Origin of the sequence: Pseudomonas sp. NPDC089734, from assembly GCF_044748865.1 — a bacterium.
Taxonomy (GTDB): Bacteria; Pseudomonadota; Gammaproteobacteria; order Pseudomonadales; family Pseudomonadaceae; genus Aquipseudomonas.
Map to the genome: position 1 here is coordinate 161,588 of NZ_JBIVGV010000007.1, position 21,003 is coordinate 182,590.

Sequence of the window (21,003 nt, forward strand, 5' to 3'; positions counted from 1 at the left end):
CTTAAAGGGCTGAGGCGGTGGAAAGGTCTTGAAGTTCGAGAGCCAGCGGCTCGGGGCCGGTCAGCTTGACGCGCTCGTCGGGTGCCAGTGCAAGCGTTGCACCTACCACGTCAGGGCGGATGGGCAATTCACCGGCATCCAGATCCAGCAGGCAGACCAGGGTGACACTGGCCGGACGTCCGTAATCGAACAGTTCATTGAGGGCTGCACGAATGGTGCGCCCGCTCATGAGCACGTCATCGATCAGCACAAGATGCTGGCCTTCGATCTCGAAAGGCAGCTCTGACGGACGCACTTGAGGATGAAGGCCGTTCTGGCTGAAGTCGTCACGGTAGAAGGACACATCCAGTGTGCCGAGTGGCGATTCATTGTTCAGCGTCTTGAGCAGCGCTTGCGCGACCCATACGCCGCCGGTGCGAATGCCGATGAAGCGAGGGTCGCTGATACCGCGTTTGCCCAGATGAGCATTCAGGTCCGTGGCCATCTGACGAATCAGATCTGTAGGGTTGGGCAAGCTCATGATTGCTCCTTTAAAAGCTCAAGCATTGCCTGTGCGGCATTGCTCAAGCGGAAACGTGAAATCCGGATATCTCGAAGCTGTCATGGCTCGAAAAGTCACGCATGCAGCAGCTCGGGATTGGCATCGAGCCAGCCTTGCAGCAAGAGTGCGGCGGCAATGGCGTCCACCGGGTTGTCGCGATAACTGCCGTGTTGACCGCCACGGGCCATGCGTTCGCCCTTGGCCTCGAAGGTGGTCAGGCGTTCGTCATGGGTGTAGACCGGAATATTGAAACGGCCATTGAGCCGACGCGAGAACTTTTCGGCGCGGGCACTCATTTCACTGGGCGTACCGTCCATGTTCAACGGCAGCCCCACGACGATGGCATCGGGTTTCCACTCTGTAATCAAGGCCTGGACCTTGTCCCAGTCCGGGACACCGTTCTGTGCCTTTAAGGTGCAAAGCTCACGGGCCTGCCCGGTGATGGCCTGGCCGACTGCAATGCCGATCTGTTTGGTGCCGTAATCGAAACCCAGGAGTAAGCGCAATCCGGCCATCAGGCGTGGCCTGCTTGAGTCGAGAGCAGATTGAGGTTGATGCCCAAGCGAGCTGCCGCCGCGTCGAGCCGCAGTTCGCTGTCGGTATCGAACAGTATCGCCGGGTCGAAAGGGCAGGTCAGCCAGGCGTTGGCGGCCATTTCGGCATCCAGTTGCCCGGCATCCCATCCGGCATAGCCCAGGGCGATCACATTCTGATCGGGCCCATAGCCGTCCGCGATGGAGAACAGCACATCCTGCGACGTGGACAACGAGATGCCCCCCAGATCAACGGTCGCCTGGAAGACCTGACCGCTGGGGTGCAGGACGAAGCCCCGGTCTGTCTGTACCGGGCCGCCGGAGTGAATCGGGATGTGCTGGCAGTGAGCGGGAGCAGGCAGCTCCGGGCGCAATTGCTCCAGAACATCGGCCAGATTCAGGTTTTGTGGGCGGTTTATCACCAGGCCCATGGCACCATTGGCGTTGTGCTCGACGATATACGTCAAGGTTTGCGCGAAATTCTGGTCGTGCATATGGGGCATGGCGATCAGAAATTGATGCTTGAGGTAGGTCGGGGATACGTTTTTCATGAGCCTTAGTGTGGCGCTGCCGGGCTGGCCTGACAACTGTCAGTTATAGCAGCGCCTGAGGTTTGTGAAGAAAGCATCAATTGCTCGAAAGCCTGTCGCCCCGTGCAAACTTCCAGGTCCGGATGATTTCCAGCCGGTCGATGTCGGCCAGATCGCCGGTGAACGGTGAAAATGGGGCTGCCAGACGGACGATTCGTTGTGCCGCCTGATCCAGCAACGGTTGGCCCGATGACTCCAGAACCAGCACCTCATGAAGCGAGCCGTCGTGGTTGATCGAGACCAATAGTCGCAGGTTGCCGTAGATCTGTTGGCGACGGGCTTCTTCCGGGTAGTTCAGGTTGCCGACCCGTTCGACCTTCTTGCGCCAGTCGTCCTTGTACCAGGCGCCCTTGTCGCGCATGGTCGAGGCGGCGTTGAGGCGATGGATTTTCGGACGCTTGGCGTAGAGCTGCTGCTCGGCGGACAGCTCGGCTTCCAGGCTGGCGATCTCATTACTCAGTTGAGAACTGTCGAAAGTCGGGGCGGCCTTGGCAGCGGGCTCGGGTTTGACCTCTTCGCGTTTGGTTACCGTGTGCTGCGGTGAGGGGGCTGTCGTGGCGACAGCGGTTTTCGGTGCTTCCTGTCTTTCCACGGGCTTGTTGGCCGGTGGTGGCGTCACCTTGTTGACCTTGGTGTCCTGATAAGGCGCAATTTCCGTGGTTTTCAGCGTTTCGGCCTTGTCCAGGGTGCCGCTGCCCTGTTGGTCGTCCTGAGCCAGGAAATCCGCCTCCTTGGGCTTTTCCGGGCTTTTGAAGGTCGCGAGGGTGATTTCCAGTGTCTGGGAAATCTGTTCGGGTTTTACATAAGTGAAACCCACGCCAAGAATCACCGCGGCATGGATCAGCGCGGCGATCATGATGGTAAAGCCCAGGCGGTCGGCTGGACGTACGCCTACGCTCGACAGTTCGAGGGGCAGGTCGTTTCTTGCCATGGAGGTCATTGGCGGTTCAGTGTCTCGTTCAAAATCCGTTTCATCCTAATCTCTTCGTGGATGAATCCGCTCCTACAAGACTCGTGCAGGAGCGAATTCATCCGTGAAAGGGTTTACCGCGCCTGCAGTTTCTTCTCGATCACGTCCATCAGCATGCCGCCAATGTTTGTGCCGAAGGCGTTGTCGATTTCCCGGATGCAGGTCGGGCTGGTGACGTTGATTTCGGTCAAGTGCTCGCCAATCACGTCCAGTCCGACGAAGATCAACCCTTTTTCACGCAAGGTCGGGCCGACCTGTTCGGCAATCCAGCGATCTTTATCGGTCAGAGGGCGAGCTTCGCCACGGCCGCCTGCTGCCAGGTTGCCACGTGTTTCACCGGCCGCCGGGATGCGTGCCAGGCAGTAGGGCACCGGCTCTCCGTCGATCATGAGGATGCGCTTGTCGCCGTCCTTGATCGCGGGCAGGTAGCCTTGCGCCATGATTTGCTGGGTGCCGTGGGCGGTCAGAGTCTCCAGGATCACCGACAGGTTCGGGTCGCCGACGCGATGACGGAAGATCGAGGCACCACCCATGCCGTCCAGTGGCTTGAGGATCACGTCGCCGTGTTGCGCGGCAAATTCGCGCAGAATGTCCGGTCGGCGGCTGACCACGGTCGGCGGGGTGCATTGCGGGAACAATGTGGCGAACAGTTTTTCGTTGCAGTCGCGCAGGCTTTGCGGCTTGTTGACCACCAGCACACCCGCCCGCTCGGCTTGTTCAAGCAGATAGGTGGCGTAGACGAATTCCATGTCGAACGGCGGGTCCTTGCGCATCAGGATGACATCCAGGTCGTCCAGACCTGTGTCGATTTCGTCTTGCAGCTCGAACCAGCGGGCCGGATCGGCAAACACCTTGAGCGGTTTCATCCGGGCACGTGCCTGGCCTGCGCTTTGATACAGGTCCTGCTGTTCCATGTAGAACAGCGACCATCCACGCGCCTGTGCGGCAAGCAGCATGGCCAGCGAGCTGTCCTTTTTGTAGGAAATGCGCTCAATGGGGTCCATGACAATCCCTAAGCGAACGCTCATGTGCAATATCCTCTGATCGATAATGGCCGTGATGGCCTGAAATAGGCGTCAGGGTGGCGCTCCGAGTGCCTTGGGTCAAGGGGCACACTTTATGGATTGCGTCTGGAGAGTATGCTAAAAAGGCTCGGCATCTGGTCTTCTGCCCTATGGATCGGCCCAGCGCCCCGATCCGGCTCCCAGTGCCACGCAGAACGCGCCAAGAATCGCTGCGGCGACGGAAGAGCAGACATGGAACAGCACGCCACAGCATTGAAGGTCATGGTCATCGATGACTCGAAGACCGTTCGCCGTACTGCCGAAACGCTACTCAAGAACGCCGGCTGTGAAGTCATCACGGCAATAGATGGCTTCGATGCGTTGGCAAAGATTGCCGATAACCATCCGCGAATCATATTCGTCGATATCATGATGCCGCGCCTGGACGGCTACCAGACGTGTGCCCTGATCAAGAACAACAGGGCTTTCAAGTCGACGCCCGTCATCATGCTGTCTTCCAAGGATGGGTTGTTCGACAAGGCCAAGGGGCGGATCGTGGGCTCCGACCAGTTTTTGACCAAGCCTTTCAGCAAGGAAGAACTACTGAACGCTATCAAGGCCCATGTGCCCGGTTTCGTTGCGGTGGAACAACAAATATCGTGATGCCTGTGCCCTTGGCCGCAAGCTCGCAACCTGATGGGGAACACCATGGCTCGAATATTGATCGTCGATGATTCGCCGACCGAAATGTACAAACTCACCGGCATGCTTGAAAAGCATGGCCATGAGGTGCTGAAGGCTGAAAATGGCGCCGACGGCGTCGCCCTGGCCCGTCAGGAAAAGCCCGATGCGGTGCTGATGGATATCGTCATGCCGGGGCTCAACGGTTTTCAGGCGACGCGGCAGTTGAGCAAGGACGCCGACACCAGCACGATCCCGGTGATCATGATCACCACCAAGGATCAGGAAACCGACAAGGTCTGGGGCAAGCGCCAGGGCGCGAAGGACTACCTGACCAAGCCGGTGGATGAGGAAACCCTGATGAAAACCCTGAACGCGGTGCTGGCCGGCTGAAAGCCGGGCTTGCCATGGCCGAATCGCGTACCGCCTTCGAGCTGCTGCTCGATATCGATCAACGATGCCGTTCTCTGGCGGCGGGCCTGCCCTTGCAGGAAACCCGTCAGCAGGACTGGAGTGGTATCGGTTTTCGCATGGGCGAACACCGCTTTGTGGTTCCCATGGGCGAGATCGCCGAAATCCTGCATGAGCCACGCTATGCGGCCATGCCCGGAGTCAAACCCTGGGTGGTCGGCATGGCCAATCTGCGCGGCCGACTTTTACCGCTCATGGACTTGTGCGGTTTCTTCGGTCACGAGCTGTCTGCGGTACGCAAGCAACGACGTGTGCTGGTCGTCGAGCATCAGGAGGTGTTTGCCGGTCTCCTGGTGGATGAAGTCTTCGGCATGCAGCATTTCAGTCAGATGAGCCTGATGCCCGAGGCGCTCGAGGTGCCTGATGAGGCCGTAGCGCCGTTTCTGCGTGGACAGTTTTTGCGTGAACAAGCCTGGTTCGTGTTCAGCCCCCGGGCGCTGACACAATCGCCGGACTTCATGGACGTGGCATTTTAAAGTGAAAGGTCTGTCCGGCATTGCCGGGCGTGTTTTGTTTCACGAATCGCGGTTGGTCCAGGCGGGGGCCTGATTGATGAGTAATACAGGCAGGTCATTGGAAGGCGCACAGAGCCGCGCGCAGATTATTCTGTTGTTCGTCGCGCTCATCGTTTTCATCATTTTGCTGTTCGCCAACTTCGCTTACCTCAACACTCAGTCGAACTACGACAAGCAATACATCGGGCATGCCGGTGAGCTACGGGTGCTGTCCCAGCGTATTGCCAAGAACGCCACCGAAGCCGCAGCCGGCAAGGCCCAGGCGTTCAAGTTACTGGCCGATGCGCGCAACGATTTCGACGTGCGCTGGGGTTACCTGAAAAAAGGTGATCAGGCGACCGGTCTGCCGGCGGCACCTCCCGCCGTGCGTGAAGAATTGCGAACCGTGCAGAACGATTGGGAGAACCTGCGCAAGAGTACCAACGTGATTCTGGCCAGCGAGCAGACGGTCCTGTCGCTGCATCAGGTGGCGGCGACCTTGTCCGAAACCATCCCGCAGTTGCAGGTCGAATACGAAAAGGTCGTTGAAATCCTGCTGAAAAGCCGTGCGCCCGCCAGCCAGGTCGTACTGGCCCAGCGTCAGGCCTTGCTGGCGGAGCGGATTCTCGGTGCGGTCAACACGGTGCTGTCCGGCGATGAAACCGCTGTGCAGGCCGCCGATGCCTTTGGACGTGATGCCAGCCAGTTCGGACGGGTGCTCAATGGCATGCTGGAAGGCAACCCGACAATGCACATCACGCAAGTCGAAGACCGCGATGCCCGCACCCGCCTTGCGGAAATCTCCGAGCTTTTTGAATTTGTTTCCGGTTCGGTCGATGAAATCCTGGAAACCTCTTCCGAGCTTTTTCAGGTACGAGAAGCATCGGGCAATATCTTCAATACCTCGCAGACGCTGCTGGATGAAACGTCGGTCCTGACCAACGGCCTGGAAAACCTTGCAACCAGTCGTTCGGCCAACACCATCGGCGGGTATGTCCTGGGGTTGCTGGCCTTGATGTCGGTCATTCTCATCGGTCTGGTGATGGTGCGTGAAACCAATCGCCAACTGCGGGAAACCGCCGAGAAGAATGAACGTAACCAGACCGCGATCATGCGCCTGCTCGACGAGATCGAGAATCTGGCCGATGGTGATCTGACGGTCACCGCTTCGGTCACCGAGGACTTCACCGGCGCGATTGCCGACTCCATCAACTACTCGATCGATCAGTTGCGCGAACTGGTCGTGACCATCAACCTCACCGCCGAACAGGTCGCGGCAGCCGTTGCAGACACCCAGGCCACGGCGTTGCAACTGGCTGCGACCTCCGAGCATCAGGCGTTGCAGATCAGTGCTGCCTCGTCGGCGATCACCGACATTGCCGTTTCCATCGATCAGGTCTCGGCCAACGCCTCGGAGTCCTCGGCGGTGGCGGAGCGTTCGGTAGCCATCGCCAACAAAGGCAATGAGGTGGTGCATAACACCATCCACGGGATGGACAACATCCGTGAGCAGATTCAGGACACCTCCAAGCGCATCAAGCGTCTGGGTGAGTCATCCCAGGAAATTGGCGACATTGTCAGCCTGATCGACGACATTGCCGATCAGACCAACATTCTGGCCCTCAATGCAGCCATCCAGGCCTCCATGGCCGGAGATGCCGGACGCGGGTTTGCCGTGGTGGCCGATGAGGTCCAGCGTCTGGCGGAGCGTTCGTCGTCTGCCACCAAGCAGATCGAGATGCTGGTGCGCGCCATCCAGAACGACACCAACGAAGCGGTCATTTCCATGGAACAGACGACCAGTGAAGTGGTGCGTGGAGCACGACTGGCGCAGGATGCCGGAGTGGCGCTGGAAGAGATCGAAGGTGTTTCCCGGGTTCTGGCCGAGCTGATCGAAAGTATTACCGATGCGGCCCGCCAGCAGGCGTCGTCGGCCGGGCAGATTTCTCAGACCATGACCGTGATCCAGCAGACCACCACACAAACGACTTCCAGCACCTCGGCCACCGCGGAGAGCATTGGCAACCTGGCGAAAATGGCCAGTGAAATGCGCCGCTCGGTGTCGGGTTTTACCTTGCCGCCTTCCGGTGAAGCCGGATGATGTTCCGCAAATGAGCCGTCTTGATTGGGTAAAGGGCAGGAATTTTCATGGCTGATCGTCGCGATTATGTTGCTCTGGAATGGCTCAAGGGCGAGATAGCCGAAACCCTCAGGCAGGCCCGGCAGGCGCTGGACGAGTTCGCGGGGGAGCCTGCGAACACGGTTGCCATGGATGAATGCCTGAACCTCGTGCATCAGGTTCATGGCAGCCTGCAAATGATCGAGTTCTACGGGGCGGCCCTGCTCGCCGAGGAAATCGAACAACTGGCCCTGGCCCTGCAACAAAATCGTGTCGCGCAGCAGGCCGAGTCTGTGCAGTTGCTGGATCAGGCCATGACACAGCTGCCGGTTTATCTGGAGCGGGTTCATTCTGCACGGCGTGATCTGCCGCTGGTGGTCTTGCCGTTGCTCAATGACTTGCGCAGTGCCCGGGGCGAAAGCCTGCTGTCCGAAACCAATCTGTTTGCGCCTCAACTGGTCAGTGTGCCCGCGCTCGATGCCGAAACACTGGCCCACCGCAATACCCCGGAGCTGCCGGACTTGCTGCGCAAGCTGCGTCATACCCTGCAAGCCGCGTTGGTGGGGCTGATGCGCGAACAGGATGTACAGGCCCAGTTGGGTTTCATGGCCAGAGTCTTTGCCCGTCTGGAACTGTTGTGTGAAGACGCGCCCCTTGGCCCGCTCTGGAGAATAGCCTCGGCGCTGGTCGAAACGATGGTCAGCGGCAATTTCACCAACAGCCCGGCCCTGCGCAGCCTGCTCAAGGATGCCGACAAGGAGCTCAAACGTCTTCTGGAGCAGGGCATCGAAGGCATCAACCAGCCGGCACCCGAAGAGCTGCTGAAAAGCCTGTTGTTCTATATCGCCAAATCCGACAGTCAGGCGCCGAAGATGCAGGATCTGAAGGAGCAATACGCCCTGGCCGACGCCTTGCCCGGCAATGACGTGGTCAATGAAGAACGTGCACGCATGGCCGGGCCGGATCGCGATGCGATGCGTTCGGTGATCGTGGCCTTGTGTGAAGGGTTGGTGCGCGTCAAGGAGCGGCTGGACGTGTTCGTGCGCGGCGACCGCCAGCACGTCAGCGAACTCAATGCGCTTCTGCCACCGTTAAGGCAGATTGCCGATACCCTGGCGGTACTGGGGTTCGGCCAGCCTCGTCGGGTCATCATCGATCAGTTGGCGGTCGTTCAAGGCATGGCGCAAGGGCAGCGCGAACCCAGTGATGCGGCGTTGATGGATGTGGCCGGGGCGTTGCTGTATGTCGAATCGACCCTGGCCGGAATGATCGGCACTGCCGAGCAGTCCAGCCAGGAAGACAGCCGCCTGCCCACGACCGACCTGATGCAGATTCACCAATTGGTGATTCGCGAAGCCCGTACGGTGTTGCAACAGGCCAAGGACGTCATCCTCGATTACATCGGCGGCGAATGGGATCGCCAGCGGCTTGAGCCCTTGTGTGCCTTGCTGACCCAGGTCCGAGGGGCGTTGGCGATGATCCCCCTGGCCAGGGCGGCGAGCCTGTTGGCCGCCTGCAACGAATACATCGTTGAGCAATTGCTGGCAAACGACACCCGGCCTTCCTGGACCCAGCTCGATTGCCTGGCGGATACGCTCACGGGCATCGAATATTACCTGGAGCGCATGGGCGAGGATCATGAGGCACCGGGCAACCAGATTCTGGATCTGGCCCAGCAAAGCCTGGCGCGACTGGGCTATTCGCCTGCGCCGGACACGCTGGATGTACCGCTGCTCGATGATGTCGTCACTCAGGACGAACTGCTGGAGCTGGATGATCGGCAAGTGCTGGTCAGTCCCACGCAAACCATTGCTCAGGTGCTGGCCAGTCCTGTTTCAGCCGTCAACCCGCCTGCCCGTCATATGCCGACCAGCCTGCTGCCGCCGCCAGTGGGCGAGGAGGCCGTAGACGATGAGTTGTGCGAAGTATTCCTCGAGGAAACCGAAGAAGTCCTGGACGCCCTGCATGAATACCTGCCCCGATGGCTGGCGTCTCTTGGCCAGGGCGGCAGTGGTGACAGCGTTGCGTTGACCGAAGTCCGCCGGGCTTTTCATACCCTGAAGGGCAGTGGGCGCATGGTGCGGGCACTGGTCCTGAGTGAGCTGGCCTGGGCGGTGGAAAACCTCCTCAACCGAGTGCTGGAAGGCAATGTCGTACCGGGGCAGGACGTCCAGCAACTGGTGAGCGAAGTGCTGGCCTTGCTGCCCTCGGTCATCGGTGATTTTGCTGACAACGCGCAGCGTCAGCGCAACGATGTCGATCATCTGGCTGCCCGTGCGCATGCGCTGGCCAGTGGTGCTGAGCTGCCACCAAGCGTGGCTGCGTCAACGCCTCGCCGTGATGCTGAGGAACTCGACCCGCAATTGCTGGAGATTTTCCGTCAGGAAGCACAAGGGCACCTTGGTACGCTCAACCGCTTTCTGGAGACCGCCGAGCAGAGTGCTTCGCCTTCGATCAGCGATTCTTTGCTGCGCGCGTTGCACACCCTCAAGGGCAGTGCGCATATCGCCGGGGTCTTGCCGATTGCCGAACTGGCGAGCCCGCTGGATCAATTGTTTCGTGAGTACAAGGCCAACCTGATCGCGATTGGTGCGCCTGAGCTCAAGTTGCTGCGTAACGCCGAGCCGTTGCTGCTCAAAGGGCTTGAACAACTGGACAGCAAGCCTCTGGCCAGTATTCCGGGAGCCGCCCGACTGATCGAAGCCGCTCATACGCTGCTCAACGATCGGCTCACGGTTGCGCTGCGCGAGTCGGACAATGGCTTACGGATCCAGCACAACCCCAAATTGATTGCCAGCTTCCTGGCCGAAGGCATGGACATTGTTCTGGATGCCGAGAACCTGTTACAGCGCTGGCGCGAGCATCCTGGCGAGCGCCAGGAATTGAGTGCGCTGCTCGATGAACTGACAACGCTGGGCCACGGCGCGCACCTGGCCGAACTGCCTCAGGTCGATGAGCTGTGCGAGGCCTTGCTGGATATCTATGGTGCGGTGGAAGAAAGCAGCCTGCCTGTCAGCGACCGGTTTTTCAGTGAAGCCGAGCGTGCTCACGAAGCGTTGATCGACATGCTCGATCAGGTGGCGGCCGGTCAGAATGTCAAACCGCGTCCTGAATGTGTTCGCGCCCTGCACGAGCTGCTTGATGAGGCCCTGGACCCTTCTGCCATGGGGTTGATCAAGAGCGATGGGGTCTCGACGAGTATCACGGAGTTCAACTCGGCCACGGAGCAGTTGGCTGACGAGGGTGAGGACGTAGCCCTTCCGGATATCAATGACGAGATCGTCGGAATCTTTCTCGAGGAAGCCGTCGATATCCTCGAAAGCGCCGAAAGTGCCTTGCAGCGTTGGCTGAGCGATCCCGAAAACCCCTTGCCGCTGCCGTCATTGCAGCGTGACCTGCACACGCTCAAGGGCGGTGCTCGCATGGCGGATATCGGCCCTGTCGGAGCATTGGGGCATGAGCTGGAAATTCTGTATGAAGGGTTGATCGACCGGCGATACAGCCATTCGCCGGAGCTGGCGGATCTGCTGCGCAAGAGCCATGACCATCTCGCCCTCATGCTGGTTGAGTTACAGAACCGGCAGGAACTGACGAGCCCGGCACCCCTGGTCGAAGCCATTGTCAGCTTCCGTCAGGCCGCCATCGCCGGGGCTGGCAGTGAAGCGGAGATCGTTGCAGAGCCGCCCGAGGTTGTGGCCGAGGACTCGACAGAGCGAGACCCGGAGCTGCTGGAAATCTTTCTCGAGGAAGGTTTTGACCTCAGCGAAAGTTCTGGAGCGGCCCTGACGCGTTGGCAAGCCGACCCGCAGAACCTTCTGGAAGTGGAAAACCTGCTGCGCGACCTGCACACGCTCAAGGGCGGTGCGCGCATGGTCGAGATCGCTCCGATAGGTGACCTGGCCCATGAGCTGGAGTCGCTGTATGAGGGGCTTTCAAGCGGCAGCATGAAACCTGGCCCACTGATGATGAGCCTGTTGCAGAGTGGCCATGACGTCTTGCATGACATGCTCGATGCCGTTCGTGCCGACAAGCCTCTGCCCAATGCCGCGTTGCTGATCGAGAGCATCCAGAAACTGGCCAGCCTTGCGCCCGAAGAGCAGGCCCCGGTGGCTGAAGCGCCAGAATCGGCACCTGCTGCCACCCCGAATGCAGGGCCGGCCAATACCGAACCGGAGGCCGAGCGTGGCGGCCCGGAAATGGTCAAGGTCGCGGCCGAGCAGCTGGAAGCGCTGGTTAACCTGGGAGGAGAAACTTCGATCTTCCGGGGACGTATCGAACAGCAGATTCTCGATACCCAAGTCACGCTGGCGGAGATGGAAACCACCATCGAGCGCATGCGTGACCAGTTACGACGTCTGGATATGGAAACCCAGGGGCGTATCCTCAGCCGGGATCAGGTGCAGGCCGAACGTCTGGGGTATGAAGAGTTCGACCCGCTGGAAATGGACCGGCATTCCCAGCTTCAGCAATTGTCGAGAGCGCTGTTCGAGTCGGCCTCCGACCTGATGGACCTCAAGGAAACCCTGGGTAGCCGTGCTCGCGACGCGAAAACCCTGTTGCAACAGCAGGCCAAGGTCAACACGGACTTGCAGGAAGGCCTGATGCGTACCCGGATGGTGCCTTTCGAGCGCCTGGTGCCGCGCTTGCGCCGGGTCGTGCGGCAGGTTGCATCGCAGCTGCACAAGAACGTCGGCTTCGACGTGGGCAATGCCGACGGTGAGATGGACCGCACGATTCTGGAACGTATGGTCGCGCCACTTGAGCACATGCTGCGCAATGCGGTGGACCATGGCCTTGAATGCACCGAAAAACGGCTTGCTGCCGGCAAACCGGAACAAGGCCATATCCAGCTGAACCTGATGCATGAGGGCGGTGACATCGTCATTGAGCTGAGCGACGACGGTTCCGGTGTCGATATCGCTGCGGTGCGGCGCAAGGCGATCAAGCGCGGCATGATTCAGGAAGATGCCCAGTTATCCGATCACGAAGTCTTGCCCTTTATCCTCCAGGCCGGGTTTTCCACGACCGAAATCATTACCCAGATCTCCGGGCGGGGCGTGGGGATGGATGTGGTGCATGCCGAGGTCAAGCAACTGGGCGGTTCGATCGTCATCGACTCGGTGCCGGGGCAGGGGACGACCTTCCGGATCCGGCTGCCTTATTCCGTGTCGGTGAACCGTGCCCTGATGGTGCAGTGCGGCGAGGAACAATATGCGGTGCCGCTCAACACCATCGACGGCATTGTGCAGGTCATGCCCAACGATCTGGAAACCTGTTATCAGAGCAGCCCGCCTCGCTATCGCTATGGCGGGCGCAGTTATGAATTGCGTTATCTGGGGGAATTGCTCAATGGCGGTCAGCCCCGGTTTGCCGGTCAGCTACAGCCTGTGCCGGTGTTGCTGGTGCATCTGCAGGAGCAATGGCTGGCCGTGCAGGTCGATGCACTGGCCGGTTCGCGGGAAATCGTGGTCAAGAGCCTCGGCCCTCAGTTTGCGAGGGTTCAGGGGATCTCCGGGGCGACGATTCTGGGCGATGGCCGCGTGATTTTCATTCTGGACCTGCTGGCACAGATCCGCGCCCTGCAAGGCCGTTCGCAGACGCAGGAGGCGCAAGGGCTGACAGCACCGACCTTCAGCGATACCGAGCACACCCGGCCCCTGCTGGTCATGGTGGTCGACGATTCGGTCACGGTGCGCAAGGTCACCAGTCGCTTGCTGGAACGCCATGGCATGCGAGTGCTGACGGCCAAGGATGGTATCGACGCCATGAGCCTGCTGCAGGAACACACGCCGGATATCATGCTCCTGGATATCGAAATGCCACGCATGGACGGCTTCGAGGTCGCCAGCCAGATTCGCCACAACGAACAGCTCAAGGACCTGCCCATCATCATGATCACGTCCCGATCAGGCCAGAAACACCGCGACCGGGCCATGGCCATTGGGGTCAACGATTACCTGAGCAAGCCTTATCAGGAGTCGGTACTGCTCGAAAGCATTGCCCACTGGAGTCAGGTCGATGTCTGAAAGTGCCTTTCAAGCCAGCCGTCTCACGGCCCTGACAGGGTTGATCCTGCCTTTGAGCGACCGCTTTCTGCTGCTGCCCAATGTTGCGGTCGCGGAGTTGATCGACTATCAGGATTGCACCGCTGATCCTGATTTGCCCGAATGGTATCTGGGGTCCATCGAGTGGCGTGAACTGAGATTGCCTCTGGTCAGTTTCGAGGCGGCCTGTGGTGGTCGTCCCCGGGTGGGCGGCCGGGCACGCATCGTTGTCCTCAACGCGTTGGGCGGGCGCAACGACGTTCGGTTCATTGCCTTGCTGACTCAGGGCATTCCCCGTTCTTTCAAGGTCGACAGCCAATTGAGCTATGTGGATGTGCCTCTGGCCGAACTGGAGCTGGCTGCCGTGCAGATCGGCGAAAGCGTGGCCCGCATTCCGGATCTGGTGGGGCTCGAACAATATGTGGTGGACGCCGGCCTGGCCTGAGTGGCAGATGCCTGTTCATGCCCGGGGGGCGGAACTCGCATCATGGGTGTTGTACCGGATAAAGATACTGGCGATTGGCTTGACGCTAATTGCGGCTGTCGTAGACTGGCTTCGTCCGACGAGGAGTCTCCGGTATGCGGTGTTTGCACGGTTTGTTTTTCGGTATTTTCGGCGTGGTGTGTGTAGCTCAGGCGCAACCCCCTGCTGAAGTCGATCCTTTGTTGGATAACGCAGCGGCAGGTGCTCAGGCGGCCGCTTCCAGTGAGGCGCGTGGCGTTCTGCGGGCACAGGATCAGGCGGTGCTGGCCAGTGAGCTTTCCGGGCGTATCGTCGACTTGCCTCTGCGTGAAGGGGAAACCTTCAACAAGGGCGATATGCTGGCCCGTTTCGATTGTTCGGCCTACCAGGCCCAGCTCAATGCTTCCCAGGCTGCCAGCCGCGGAGCCAGTGAAGAACTGGCCCACAACAGGCAACTGGCCGCGCTCAATTCCGTCGGTCGTTTCGAGGTGGCCCGGGCAGAGGCCAAGGTGGCCGAAACCCAGGCGCAATCGAGCGTCTTTCAGGTTCAGGTCAAACGTTGCAGCGTGATAGCGCCTTATGACGGTCAGATCGTGGCGCGTAAGGTCCAGCGTTATGAAAGCGTTTCGGCGGGCACCCCACTGCTGGAAATCGTCGACAACCGCACTCTGGAAATCCATCTTCTGGTGCCGTCCCGCTGGATGGGCAAGCTCAAGGCCGGTCAGACCTTCAGTTTCATCCCGGACGAAACCGGCAAACCGTTGACCGCGACCATCAAGCGTTTCGGTGCGCGCATCGATGAAGGCAGCCAGACACTGCTGCTGATCGCGAGCCTTCCCAAGTCTGATGGTCTGCTGGCCGGCATGAGCGGAACCGCACGTTTCCCGGAGCTTAAGTGAACGCCTCTGTACCGGGAGTGGTGGAACGGGTCTTTGCCCAGTTTCTCGACCTTGAGCGCCTGACCCGCGCCGCCCGCACGAGCGATCAACTGGCTTACAGCCTGGTGAATGACGGGCAGCCACTGTTTGGCTTCCGGCATGCGGCGCTGGTCATTGCCGGCAAGGTGCGGGCGGTCACCGGTGTCAGCGTGATCGACCCCAACGCACCCTTCGTTGCATTCGTCGAGCATGCGGTCGCCCAGCTGCTCAAGCTGGAGAAAGCCAGGCCGGCCAGTGTCGTGACGATGGAGACGTTCAGCGCTTCCGTGCGTGACGATTGGCAAAGCCTGTCGGCTCCCCATGTCTTCTGGTTGCCCTTGCTGGATCACAAGGGGGAGGTCTTCGGTGGTCTGTGGCTGGCCCGTGACAACCCGTGGGCGGCACCGGAGCAGGTTCTGCTGTCGCAGCTGGGCGACACCTACAGCCATGCCTGGCTGGCGTTACAGCCACGCAAGCCCTGGCGTTTGCATGTGAGCCGCAAGCGGCTGGCCGTGCTGGCGGCGGTTGTGCTGTTGAGCCTGTTGATTCCGGTTCGCCAATCGGTGCTGGCACCCGCCGAAGTCGTGCCGCTGGCCGGTCGTGTGGTTGCGGCACCTTTGGATGGCGTGGTGGCCGAATTTCTGGTCAAGCCCAATCAGTCGGTCAAGACCGGCGATCTGCTGGTGCGTTTCGAGAACACGACCCTCAAGGCACAGGCCGATGTGGCTGAGCGGGCACTGGGCGTTGCCGAAGCCGAACTCAAGGCCAACTCGCAACGTGCATTCGCGGATGCTGAATCCAGCTCGAAAGTCGATCTGCTGGCTGCCCGTGTCGAGCAGAAGCGTGCCGAGCGCGATTATGCCCGTGAGCTGTTGAAGCGCAGTGAGGTGCGTGCCGAGCGTGACGGTATTGCCGTGTTCGCCGATGCCCAGCGCTGGACGGGAAAACCGGTCCAGACAGGCGAGCGCCTGCTGGAAATCGCAGACCCGTCCCAGGCCGAGCTGCGTATCGAACTGGCAGTGGGAGATGCCATTGCCCTTGAACCGGATGCCGAGATTGCCTTGTTTCTCGACAGTGATCCCTTGCATCGCCATTCTGCGCGCCTGGAGCGTGCGGCCTATGAGGCTCAGCCGACGCCGGGCGGCCAACTGGCCTATCGCCTGGATGCCAGCTTCCTCGATTCGCCTCCCCGTATCGGTTTGCGTGGCACCGCCAAGGTTTTCGGCGAGCGCGCACCGCTGGCGTTGTATCTGTTGCGCAGACCCCTGGCCGGGTTGCGTCAGAGCGTAGGCCTTTAAATGAATCTGCCCAGCCTGCGGGCGGATCTGCAGCTTTCTCCGGCGGCACCGGCACTTGACGGTTCACCGCGCTGGACCCTGGCCGACCCTGTTCGCGGTCGTTACTTCAAGCTGGGGGCTCAGGCCATCCGCCTGTTGCGCCACTGGTCGTTGGGCGATCCCGCGCAGGTGTTGCAGGCGGCGAACCGGGAGCCGGGTCTGCCGCTGGGCGGTACTGAAGTGGAAGAGCTGCTGATCTTTCTACGCAGCCATGACTTGATCGCCTCGACCGACCCGGAGCAGCGTGCCAGCTATGCCTACAAGGCTGCGGCTTCGCGTCATGGGCTGTGGCAGATGCTGTTGCATCAATATCTGTTCTTCCGTATTCCACTGTGGCGACCGGATGCCTTTCTCAATCGTGCCTGGCCCTGGCTCAAGCGCTTTGGTCCCGGAATGCTGCGTTATGGCTTGCCGATCACACTGGGGCTGGGCGTGTTTCTGGTTGCCAGGGACTGGCAGCGCTTCGTGGGCACCTTTCCGCACCTGTTCAGCCTCGGGGGGGCGCTGGCATTCGGCGCGGCGCTGTTTTTCGCCAAGCTATGCCACGAGTTCGGTCATGCTTTCATGGCCAAACGTGCCGGTTGTCGTGTGCAGAGCATGGGGGTGGCGTTCATGGTGCTGCTGCCGCTGTTCTACACCGATGTCAGCGATGCCTGGCGGGTGAATGACAGGCGTGCCCGTCTGCTGATCGGTGCGGGCGGTGTGCTGGCAGAAATGCTGTTGGCCTGCATCGCCCTGCTGGCCTGGTCGTTATTGCCCGACGGTCCGGCACGTACCGCCGCGTTCATGCTGGCCAGTGCCACCTGGATAACCACGGTGCTGGTCAACCTCAACCCGTTCATGCGGTTCGATGGTTACTTTTTGATCAGTGATCTGTGGGAAGTGGACAACCTGCAAGGGCGTGCCTTTGCCTTGTGTCGCTGGCGCTTGCGCGAAGTCCTGTTCGGTTATGGTCAGCCCGCACCGGAGCCATGGTCGCCCATGATGCAGCGCAGGCTTCTGTGGTGGGGCTATCTGTCATGGCTATGGCGTGCCGCACTGTTTTTCGGCATTGCGCTGGCGGTCTATCACCTGTTTTTCAAGTTGCTGGGGATCTTCCTGATGTTGGTGGAACTGGGCTGGTTCATCTTTCTGCCGATTTTCAAGGAAGCACGTCACTGGTGGTCGCACCGCGAGCAGGCGTACACACCGAGCGTGTTGCTCAGTGGCGCAGGTCTTCTGTTGCTGCTGTTGCTGCTGGTTGTGCCCTGGCGCAGCAGTGTCGAGCTGCCCGTGATGCTGGAGGCGGGCAGGGTGACAGCCTTGCATGCACCGGTGGCTGCACGGGTCAGGCAGGTGAATGTACAGGACGGTCAGCAGGTCGAGCAGGGTGCGGTGCTGGTGGAACTGGAGTCGCCGGACGTCGATTCGCGTCAGGTCATCGTCCGGCGGGAAATAGAAATCCTGCAGTTGCAGATGCGTCGTCAGGCCGGGCGTAGCGAGACGGTGGCGGATGTGAGTGTGCTGGAGCAGCGCCTGGCCGAAGCCGTCGCCGAATACCGTGGTCTGGCGGCTCAGCGTGAGCGTTTGCTGGTGCGTGCGCCTCAGGCGGGTCAAGTGCGTGACCTCATGCCGAACCTGAGCCCCGGCCGCTGGGTTTCGACACAGGTCCCCCTGGCCCGGATCGTCGAAGGCGGTACCCGGATTCGCGGCTACCTGGCTGAAGATGCCTTGTGGCGTATCGCTCCAGGCGCTCAGGGACGTTTTATCGCCGATGACCCCATGCGCTCCTCTCTGGCTGTTGAATTGCTGGATGTGGATGCCAACGGTGTGGCCTATCTGGATCAGGAGGCACTGAGCTCCGATCACCACGGGCCGATTGCGGTTCGCCGCGATGAGAACCGTCGGGCAGAGCCGGTTCAGGCTCAATACGGTGTGCGGTTGAAGGTCATGGACAATATCGAGGCACCGACCCAGCCCTTGCGAGGCGTTGCGGTGTTGCAAGGCCGTAGCGAGTCGCTGTTGGGTGCAGCCTGGCGACGCCTTGCAGCCCTGGGGGTGCGTGAAAGCGGTTTTTAGGGAAAAGGACAACACTGATGTTGAACAATGCTGACGGGCTGGTGGTTCGCCCCTCCCGTGATTCGGACAAGCCCTTCATTCAGTCGCTCTACCATTCGGCCAGGCCTGATTTGCAGCTCATCGACGGCGAGCGTGAGTTTGTCGAAGAGGTGATCTCACAGCAGTTCCGGGTGCAGGAAACCGGTATGGGTGGCGAGTTTCCCAACGCCATGCATTACGTGATCGAAAAGCTCGGCACCTCGATCGGTGCACTGGTGACCGATTTTGGCCACAATGAAATCCGTGTGCTCTATCTGGCGTTCATCCCGGCGGCACGTGGCAAGGGGTACGGTCGTACGGTCTTGCAGGGTGTTCAGCAGGCGGCCGAGAAAGTGTGCTGCCCTGTCGCGACGGTGGTCTGGGCCAATAACCCCCATGCGCGCCAGCATTATCTGGCACTGGGGTTTCAGGTCGAAGAGCGGGATGTGGCAGCCGAACGACTGGTCTGGTACCCAGGCCAGTCGAGGGCCGTGTGATCAGTTGAAGCTGATGCAGTAGTAGGCCAGATTCGCATTGCGTCCCATGGGTGGGATGCGGGAGACGAAAACGTCCTCCAGTGTACCCAGTTCAGGCAGTTCAATGGCGCATAGTCCATCGACGAAATCTGTGGGTTGCAATGAGTTGAGGGTGACGCTGAACGGCAGGCGTTCATTGTCGGAGAGTCGCGACAGCGGTTTTTCATCGACGGATGAGATGGCAATCGAGAGATGGCTGCCATCGCCCAGTTGCAATGTGCAGGTGTTGCCCTGCAGTGCCCGGAAGTGTTCGACAGTAACGTTTTGCAGCATGGAGCGACTCCAGCAATGAGCGGTGGAAGAGCCCTTCCCTGGGCTCGGATCAGATCAGTTGCGCGTCGGGAAAAGCCCTTGCAGGGCGATACTGAAGTTCACGACCAGAAAGGGGTTCATGCTGTCCAGCGGCAGACTGCCGCCGACCGAACCCATGGTGCCGGTGATGGCGGTGGTGACACCCTTCAGCGTGATAGGTGCCGCGGTTCCCAGGTCTGGGGAGAAGATGTTGGCGGACGTCGGCCCGGCTGTAGAGCCGCTGAGATAGCAGTTGGTGGTCGTGGGGACGATGGATGAGGTGGCCGCTGGCTGGGCGCCCAGGTTGATGGTGGTGGCGGCGTTCAGTGTGGTCATCGGGTGGACGTGGGCTGGCATGTTGGCAATGGCCACGGTCACTTTTTCAATGCCGGCTGCCGTTCCGATCACGCGGTTGGTTAGGCTGACGCCCTGGCCCTGGCTGATAGGCATGCGGCTTTGCAGGTTAGGCAACATGAAGTTCTGTGGGGCTGTGCCTCCATAAATGTTTCCCAGCAGTGCATACAAGGCGTTGTACTGGTTGACGCTCATGGTCTGCCCGTTGCATTGCGCCCAGCCATAGGGTGCAAACGGGAAGCCAAACGTCATGATCGAGCCCATAAAAACTTCCATAAACCCTCATCCTTCATATGTTATGGGTTGATACGCAAGCCACCAGGGCACCTGCCCCGCTTGGTGGCAAGGTGATAGCGTAGACGCTGTTCAATGAGTTGCTTTTTTTTTTGTTGAGAGAGTGTCGGGTTTGAAATTTTTATGTCGGTAAATACCCGTTCATATAATTATTTAGTTATTTTTTTGGCGTCAAAAAAACACAAGCAAACGCATTAAAGAAGAGAGAGGCTTGATGTTCAGATAAATCTTACGACCGTTTATCTGATAGTCATCATATGGCTTTCTGTGAAAGCCCCGGAATAGAAGCCTTTAATAACAAACGCTCTCGATTTTTGAACTTTTTCACTCAAGTTCAGGGAACTGATGTCGAAGTACTACTATGCGCGTACTTTTTGTTACGTTAGGCTGACACGCGCCCCCTAATGGATGGGCTTTCGGGTAGGTAACGGATGCAGGATTTCCACTTTATTTCTGGCTTGCCACGCTCAGGGTCCACCCTGCTGTCAGCCATTCTTCTACAAAATCCTCGCTTTCATGCTGGCATGAGCAGTCCGGTATCGTCCCTGTTTGCAAGCGTTCTGGGGCAATGCAGTGCGGGCAGCGAATATGCGCCCATGATCGATATGGGCATGCGTCGTCGCCTGTTACGCGGGATCTTCGATTCCTATTACGCCGACAAGGCCGACAAATCTGTCGTTTTTGATACAAGTCGTGGCTGGTGCGCGCGTTTGCCCGCGCTGATGGACCTGTTTCCACAATCCAAGGTCATTGCCTGCGTGCGAAATGTCGCCTGGATCATGGACAGTATCGAACGTGTCTATCGCGGCAATCCGTACGAGAACACCAAGCTGTTCGTCGACGATGTCGAGCGCAATACCGTCTACAGCCGGGTCGAGACCCTGGCCCAGCGTAACCGTCTGGTGGGCTTTGCTTGGGCGGCGCTCAAGGAAGCCTATTACGGCGAACATGCCGATTCCATCCTGCTGATCGATTACGACCTGCTTTCCCAGGCCCCGGACCGGGTCATGCGGCTGGTGTACGAATTCATCGGCGAGCCGTGGTTCGAGCACGATTTCAATAACCTGTCCTATGACGCTCCGCAGTTCGACGATGCCCTGGGCACGTCGGGCCTGCACAAGGTCAGGCCAAAGGTGGGCTTTGAGCCCCGGCGCACGATCCTGCCGCCGGACCTGTTCGAGCAGTATTCAAAGTTGTCTTTCTGGAATGATGGATCGGCCAGCGCCGCCAATGTCATTCGCATGAAATCAGACGCCGCGGTCAGTTGATCGCGGTTTTACCTATCAGC

18 protein-coding genes are annotated in these 21,003 nt (G+C 59.7%); 11 read left to right on the forward strand and 7 right to left on the reverse strand.

Annotated elements, in window-relative coordinates; all coding sequences use genetic code 11:
• Position 1 precedes the first annotated feature (1 nt).
• The 5 genes from pyrR to gshB all read right to left on the reverse strand — a co-directional run bounded on the left by pyrR (position 2) and on the right by gshB (position 3,662).
• Positions 2–520: a bifunctional pyr operon transcriptional regulator/uracil phosphoribosyltransferase PyrR gene (pyrR, locus tag ACIPY9_RS11630; RefSeq protein ID WP_400700651.1), complete on the reverse strand. Its 519-nt coding sequence runs from the start codon at positions 518–520 to the stop codon at positions 2–4.
• 95 nt (positions 521–615) lie between these two features.
• The gene (gene ruvX / locus ACIPY9_RS11635) at positions 616–1,056 is read right to left on the reverse strand and encodes a Holliday junction resolvase RuvX (protein ID WP_400700653.1); all 441 of its coding nucleotides are present in this window, start codon (positions 1,054–1,056) and stop codon (positions 616–618) included.
• On the reverse strand, positions 1,056–1,625 hold the full coding sequence (locus tag ACIPY9_RS11640) for a YqgE/AlgH family protein (protein WP_400700655.1): 570 nt from the start codon (positions 1,623–1,625) through the stop codon (positions 1,056–1,058). The genes ruvX and ACIPY9_RS11640 overlap by 1 nt, the downstream gene beginning before the upstream one ends.
• A gap of 76 nt (positions 1,626–1,701) precedes the next feature.
• The gene (locus tag ACIPY9_RS11645; RefSeq protein WP_400700657.1) at positions 1,702–2,604 is read right to left on the reverse strand and encodes a TonB family protein; all 903 of its coding nucleotides are present in this window, start codon (positions 2,602–2,604) and stop codon (positions 1,702–1,704) included.
• Positions 2,605–2,708: 104 nt separating this feature from the next.
• The gene (gene gshB / locus ACIPY9_RS11650) at positions 2,709–3,662 is read right to left on the reverse strand and encodes a glutathione synthase (RefSeq protein ID WP_400700659.1); all 954 of its coding nucleotides are present in this window, start codon (positions 3,660–3,662) and stop codon (positions 2,709–2,711) included.
• 228 nt (positions 3,663–3,890) lie between these two features.
• Here gshB and pilG point away from each other — a divergent pair, with 228 nt between their 5' ends.
• The 10 genes from pilG (at position 3,891) to ACIPY9_RS11700 (ending at position 18,737) form a co-directional block, all read left to right on the forward strand.
• Positions 3,891–4,301: a twitching motility response regulator PilG gene (gene pilG / locus ACIPY9_RS11655; protein WP_400700661.1), complete on the forward strand. Its 411-nt coding sequence runs from the start codon at positions 3,891–3,893 to the stop codon at positions 4,299–4,301.
• A gap of 45 nt (positions 4,302–4,346) precedes the next feature.
• Positions 4,347–4,712: a twitching motility response regulator PilH gene (gene pilH / locus ACIPY9_RS11660; RefSeq protein WP_400700663.1), complete on the forward strand. Its 366-nt coding sequence runs from the start codon at positions 4,347–4,349 to the stop codon at positions 4,710–4,712.
• Positions 4,713–4,726: 14 nt separating this feature from the next.
• Entirely contained in the window at positions 4,727–5,266 is a 540-nt protein-coding gene (locus ACIPY9_RS11665) for a chemotaxis protein CheW (RefSeq protein ID WP_400700665.1), read from the forward strand.
• A gap of 76 nt (positions 5,267–5,342) precedes the next feature.
• The gene (locus ACIPY9_RS11670) at positions 5,343–7,385 is read left to right on the forward strand and encodes a methyl-accepting chemotaxis protein (protein WP_400700667.1); all 2,043 of its coding nucleotides are present in this window, start codon (positions 5,343–5,345) and stop codon (positions 7,383–7,385) included.
• 47 nt (positions 7,386–7,432) lie between these two features.
• Positions 7,433–13,429 carry an Hpt domain-containing protein gene (locus ACIPY9_RS11675; RefSeq protein WP_400700669.1) on the forward strand — a complete coding sequence of 1,999 codons (5,997 nt, stop codon included), beginning with the start codon at positions 7,433–7,435 and terminating at the stop codon, positions 13,427–13,429.
• A complete protein-coding gene (locus ACIPY9_RS11680) occupies positions 13,422–13,892 on the forward strand; it encodes a chemotaxis protein CheW (RefSeq protein ID WP_400700671.1) in 471 nt (156 codons plus the stop codon). The genes ACIPY9_RS11675 and ACIPY9_RS11680 overlap by 8 nt, the downstream gene beginning before the upstream one ends.
• A 134-nt stretch (positions 13,893–14,026) precedes the next feature.
• On the forward strand, positions 14,027–14,809 hold the full coding sequence (locus tag ACIPY9_RS11685) for an efflux RND transporter periplasmic adaptor subunit (protein WP_400700673.1): 783 nt from the start codon (positions 14,027–14,029) through the stop codon (positions 14,807–14,809).
• Positions 14,806–16,125 (forward strand): efflux RND transporter periplasmic adaptor subunit, encoded by a 1,320-nt coding sequence (locus ACIPY9_RS11690; RefSeq protein WP_400700675.1) that lies wholly within the window; start codon positions 14,806–14,808, stop codon positions 16,123–16,125. Before ACIPY9_RS11685 ends, ACIPY9_RS11690 begins: the two co-directional genes overlap by 4 nt.
• Positions 16,126–18,222 (forward strand): biotin/lipoyl-binding protein, encoded by a 2,097-nt coding sequence (locus ACIPY9_RS11695; protein WP_400700677.1) that lies wholly within the window; start codon positions 16,126–16,128, stop codon positions 18,220–18,222.
• A 17-nt stretch (positions 18,223–18,239) separates the two neighbouring features.
• The gene (locus ACIPY9_RS11700; RefSeq protein WP_400700679.1) at positions 18,240–18,737 is read left to right on the forward strand and encodes a GNAT family N-acetyltransferase; all 498 of its coding nucleotides are present in this window, start codon (positions 18,240–18,242) and stop codon (positions 18,735–18,737) included.
• Here ACIPY9_RS11700 and ACIPY9_RS11705 read toward each other — a convergent pair whose 3' ends face one another.
• On the reverse strand, positions 18,738–19,049 hold the full coding sequence (locus ACIPY9_RS11705; protein WP_400700681.1) for a DUF6916 family protein: 312 nt from the start codon (positions 19,047–19,049) through the stop codon (positions 18,738–18,740).
• A gap of 54 nt (positions 19,050–19,103) precedes the next feature.
• Positions 19,104–19,697 carry a phage tail protein gene (locus tag ACIPY9_RS11710; protein ID WP_400700683.1) on the reverse strand — a complete coding sequence of 198 codons (594 nt, stop codon included), beginning with the start codon at positions 19,695–19,697 and terminating at the stop codon, positions 19,104–19,106.
• A gap of 449 nt (positions 19,698–20,146) precedes the next feature.
• On the opposite strand from ACIPY9_RS11710, the gene ACIPY9_RS11715 reads away from it, so the two are divergent.
• Positions 20,147–20,983 (forward strand): sulfotransferase family protein, encoded by an 837-nt coding sequence (locus tag ACIPY9_RS11715; RefSeq protein WP_400700685.1) that lies wholly within the window; start codon positions 20,147–20,149, stop codon positions 20,981–20,983.
• The last annotated feature ends 20 nt before the right edge of the window (positions 20,984–21,003 follow it).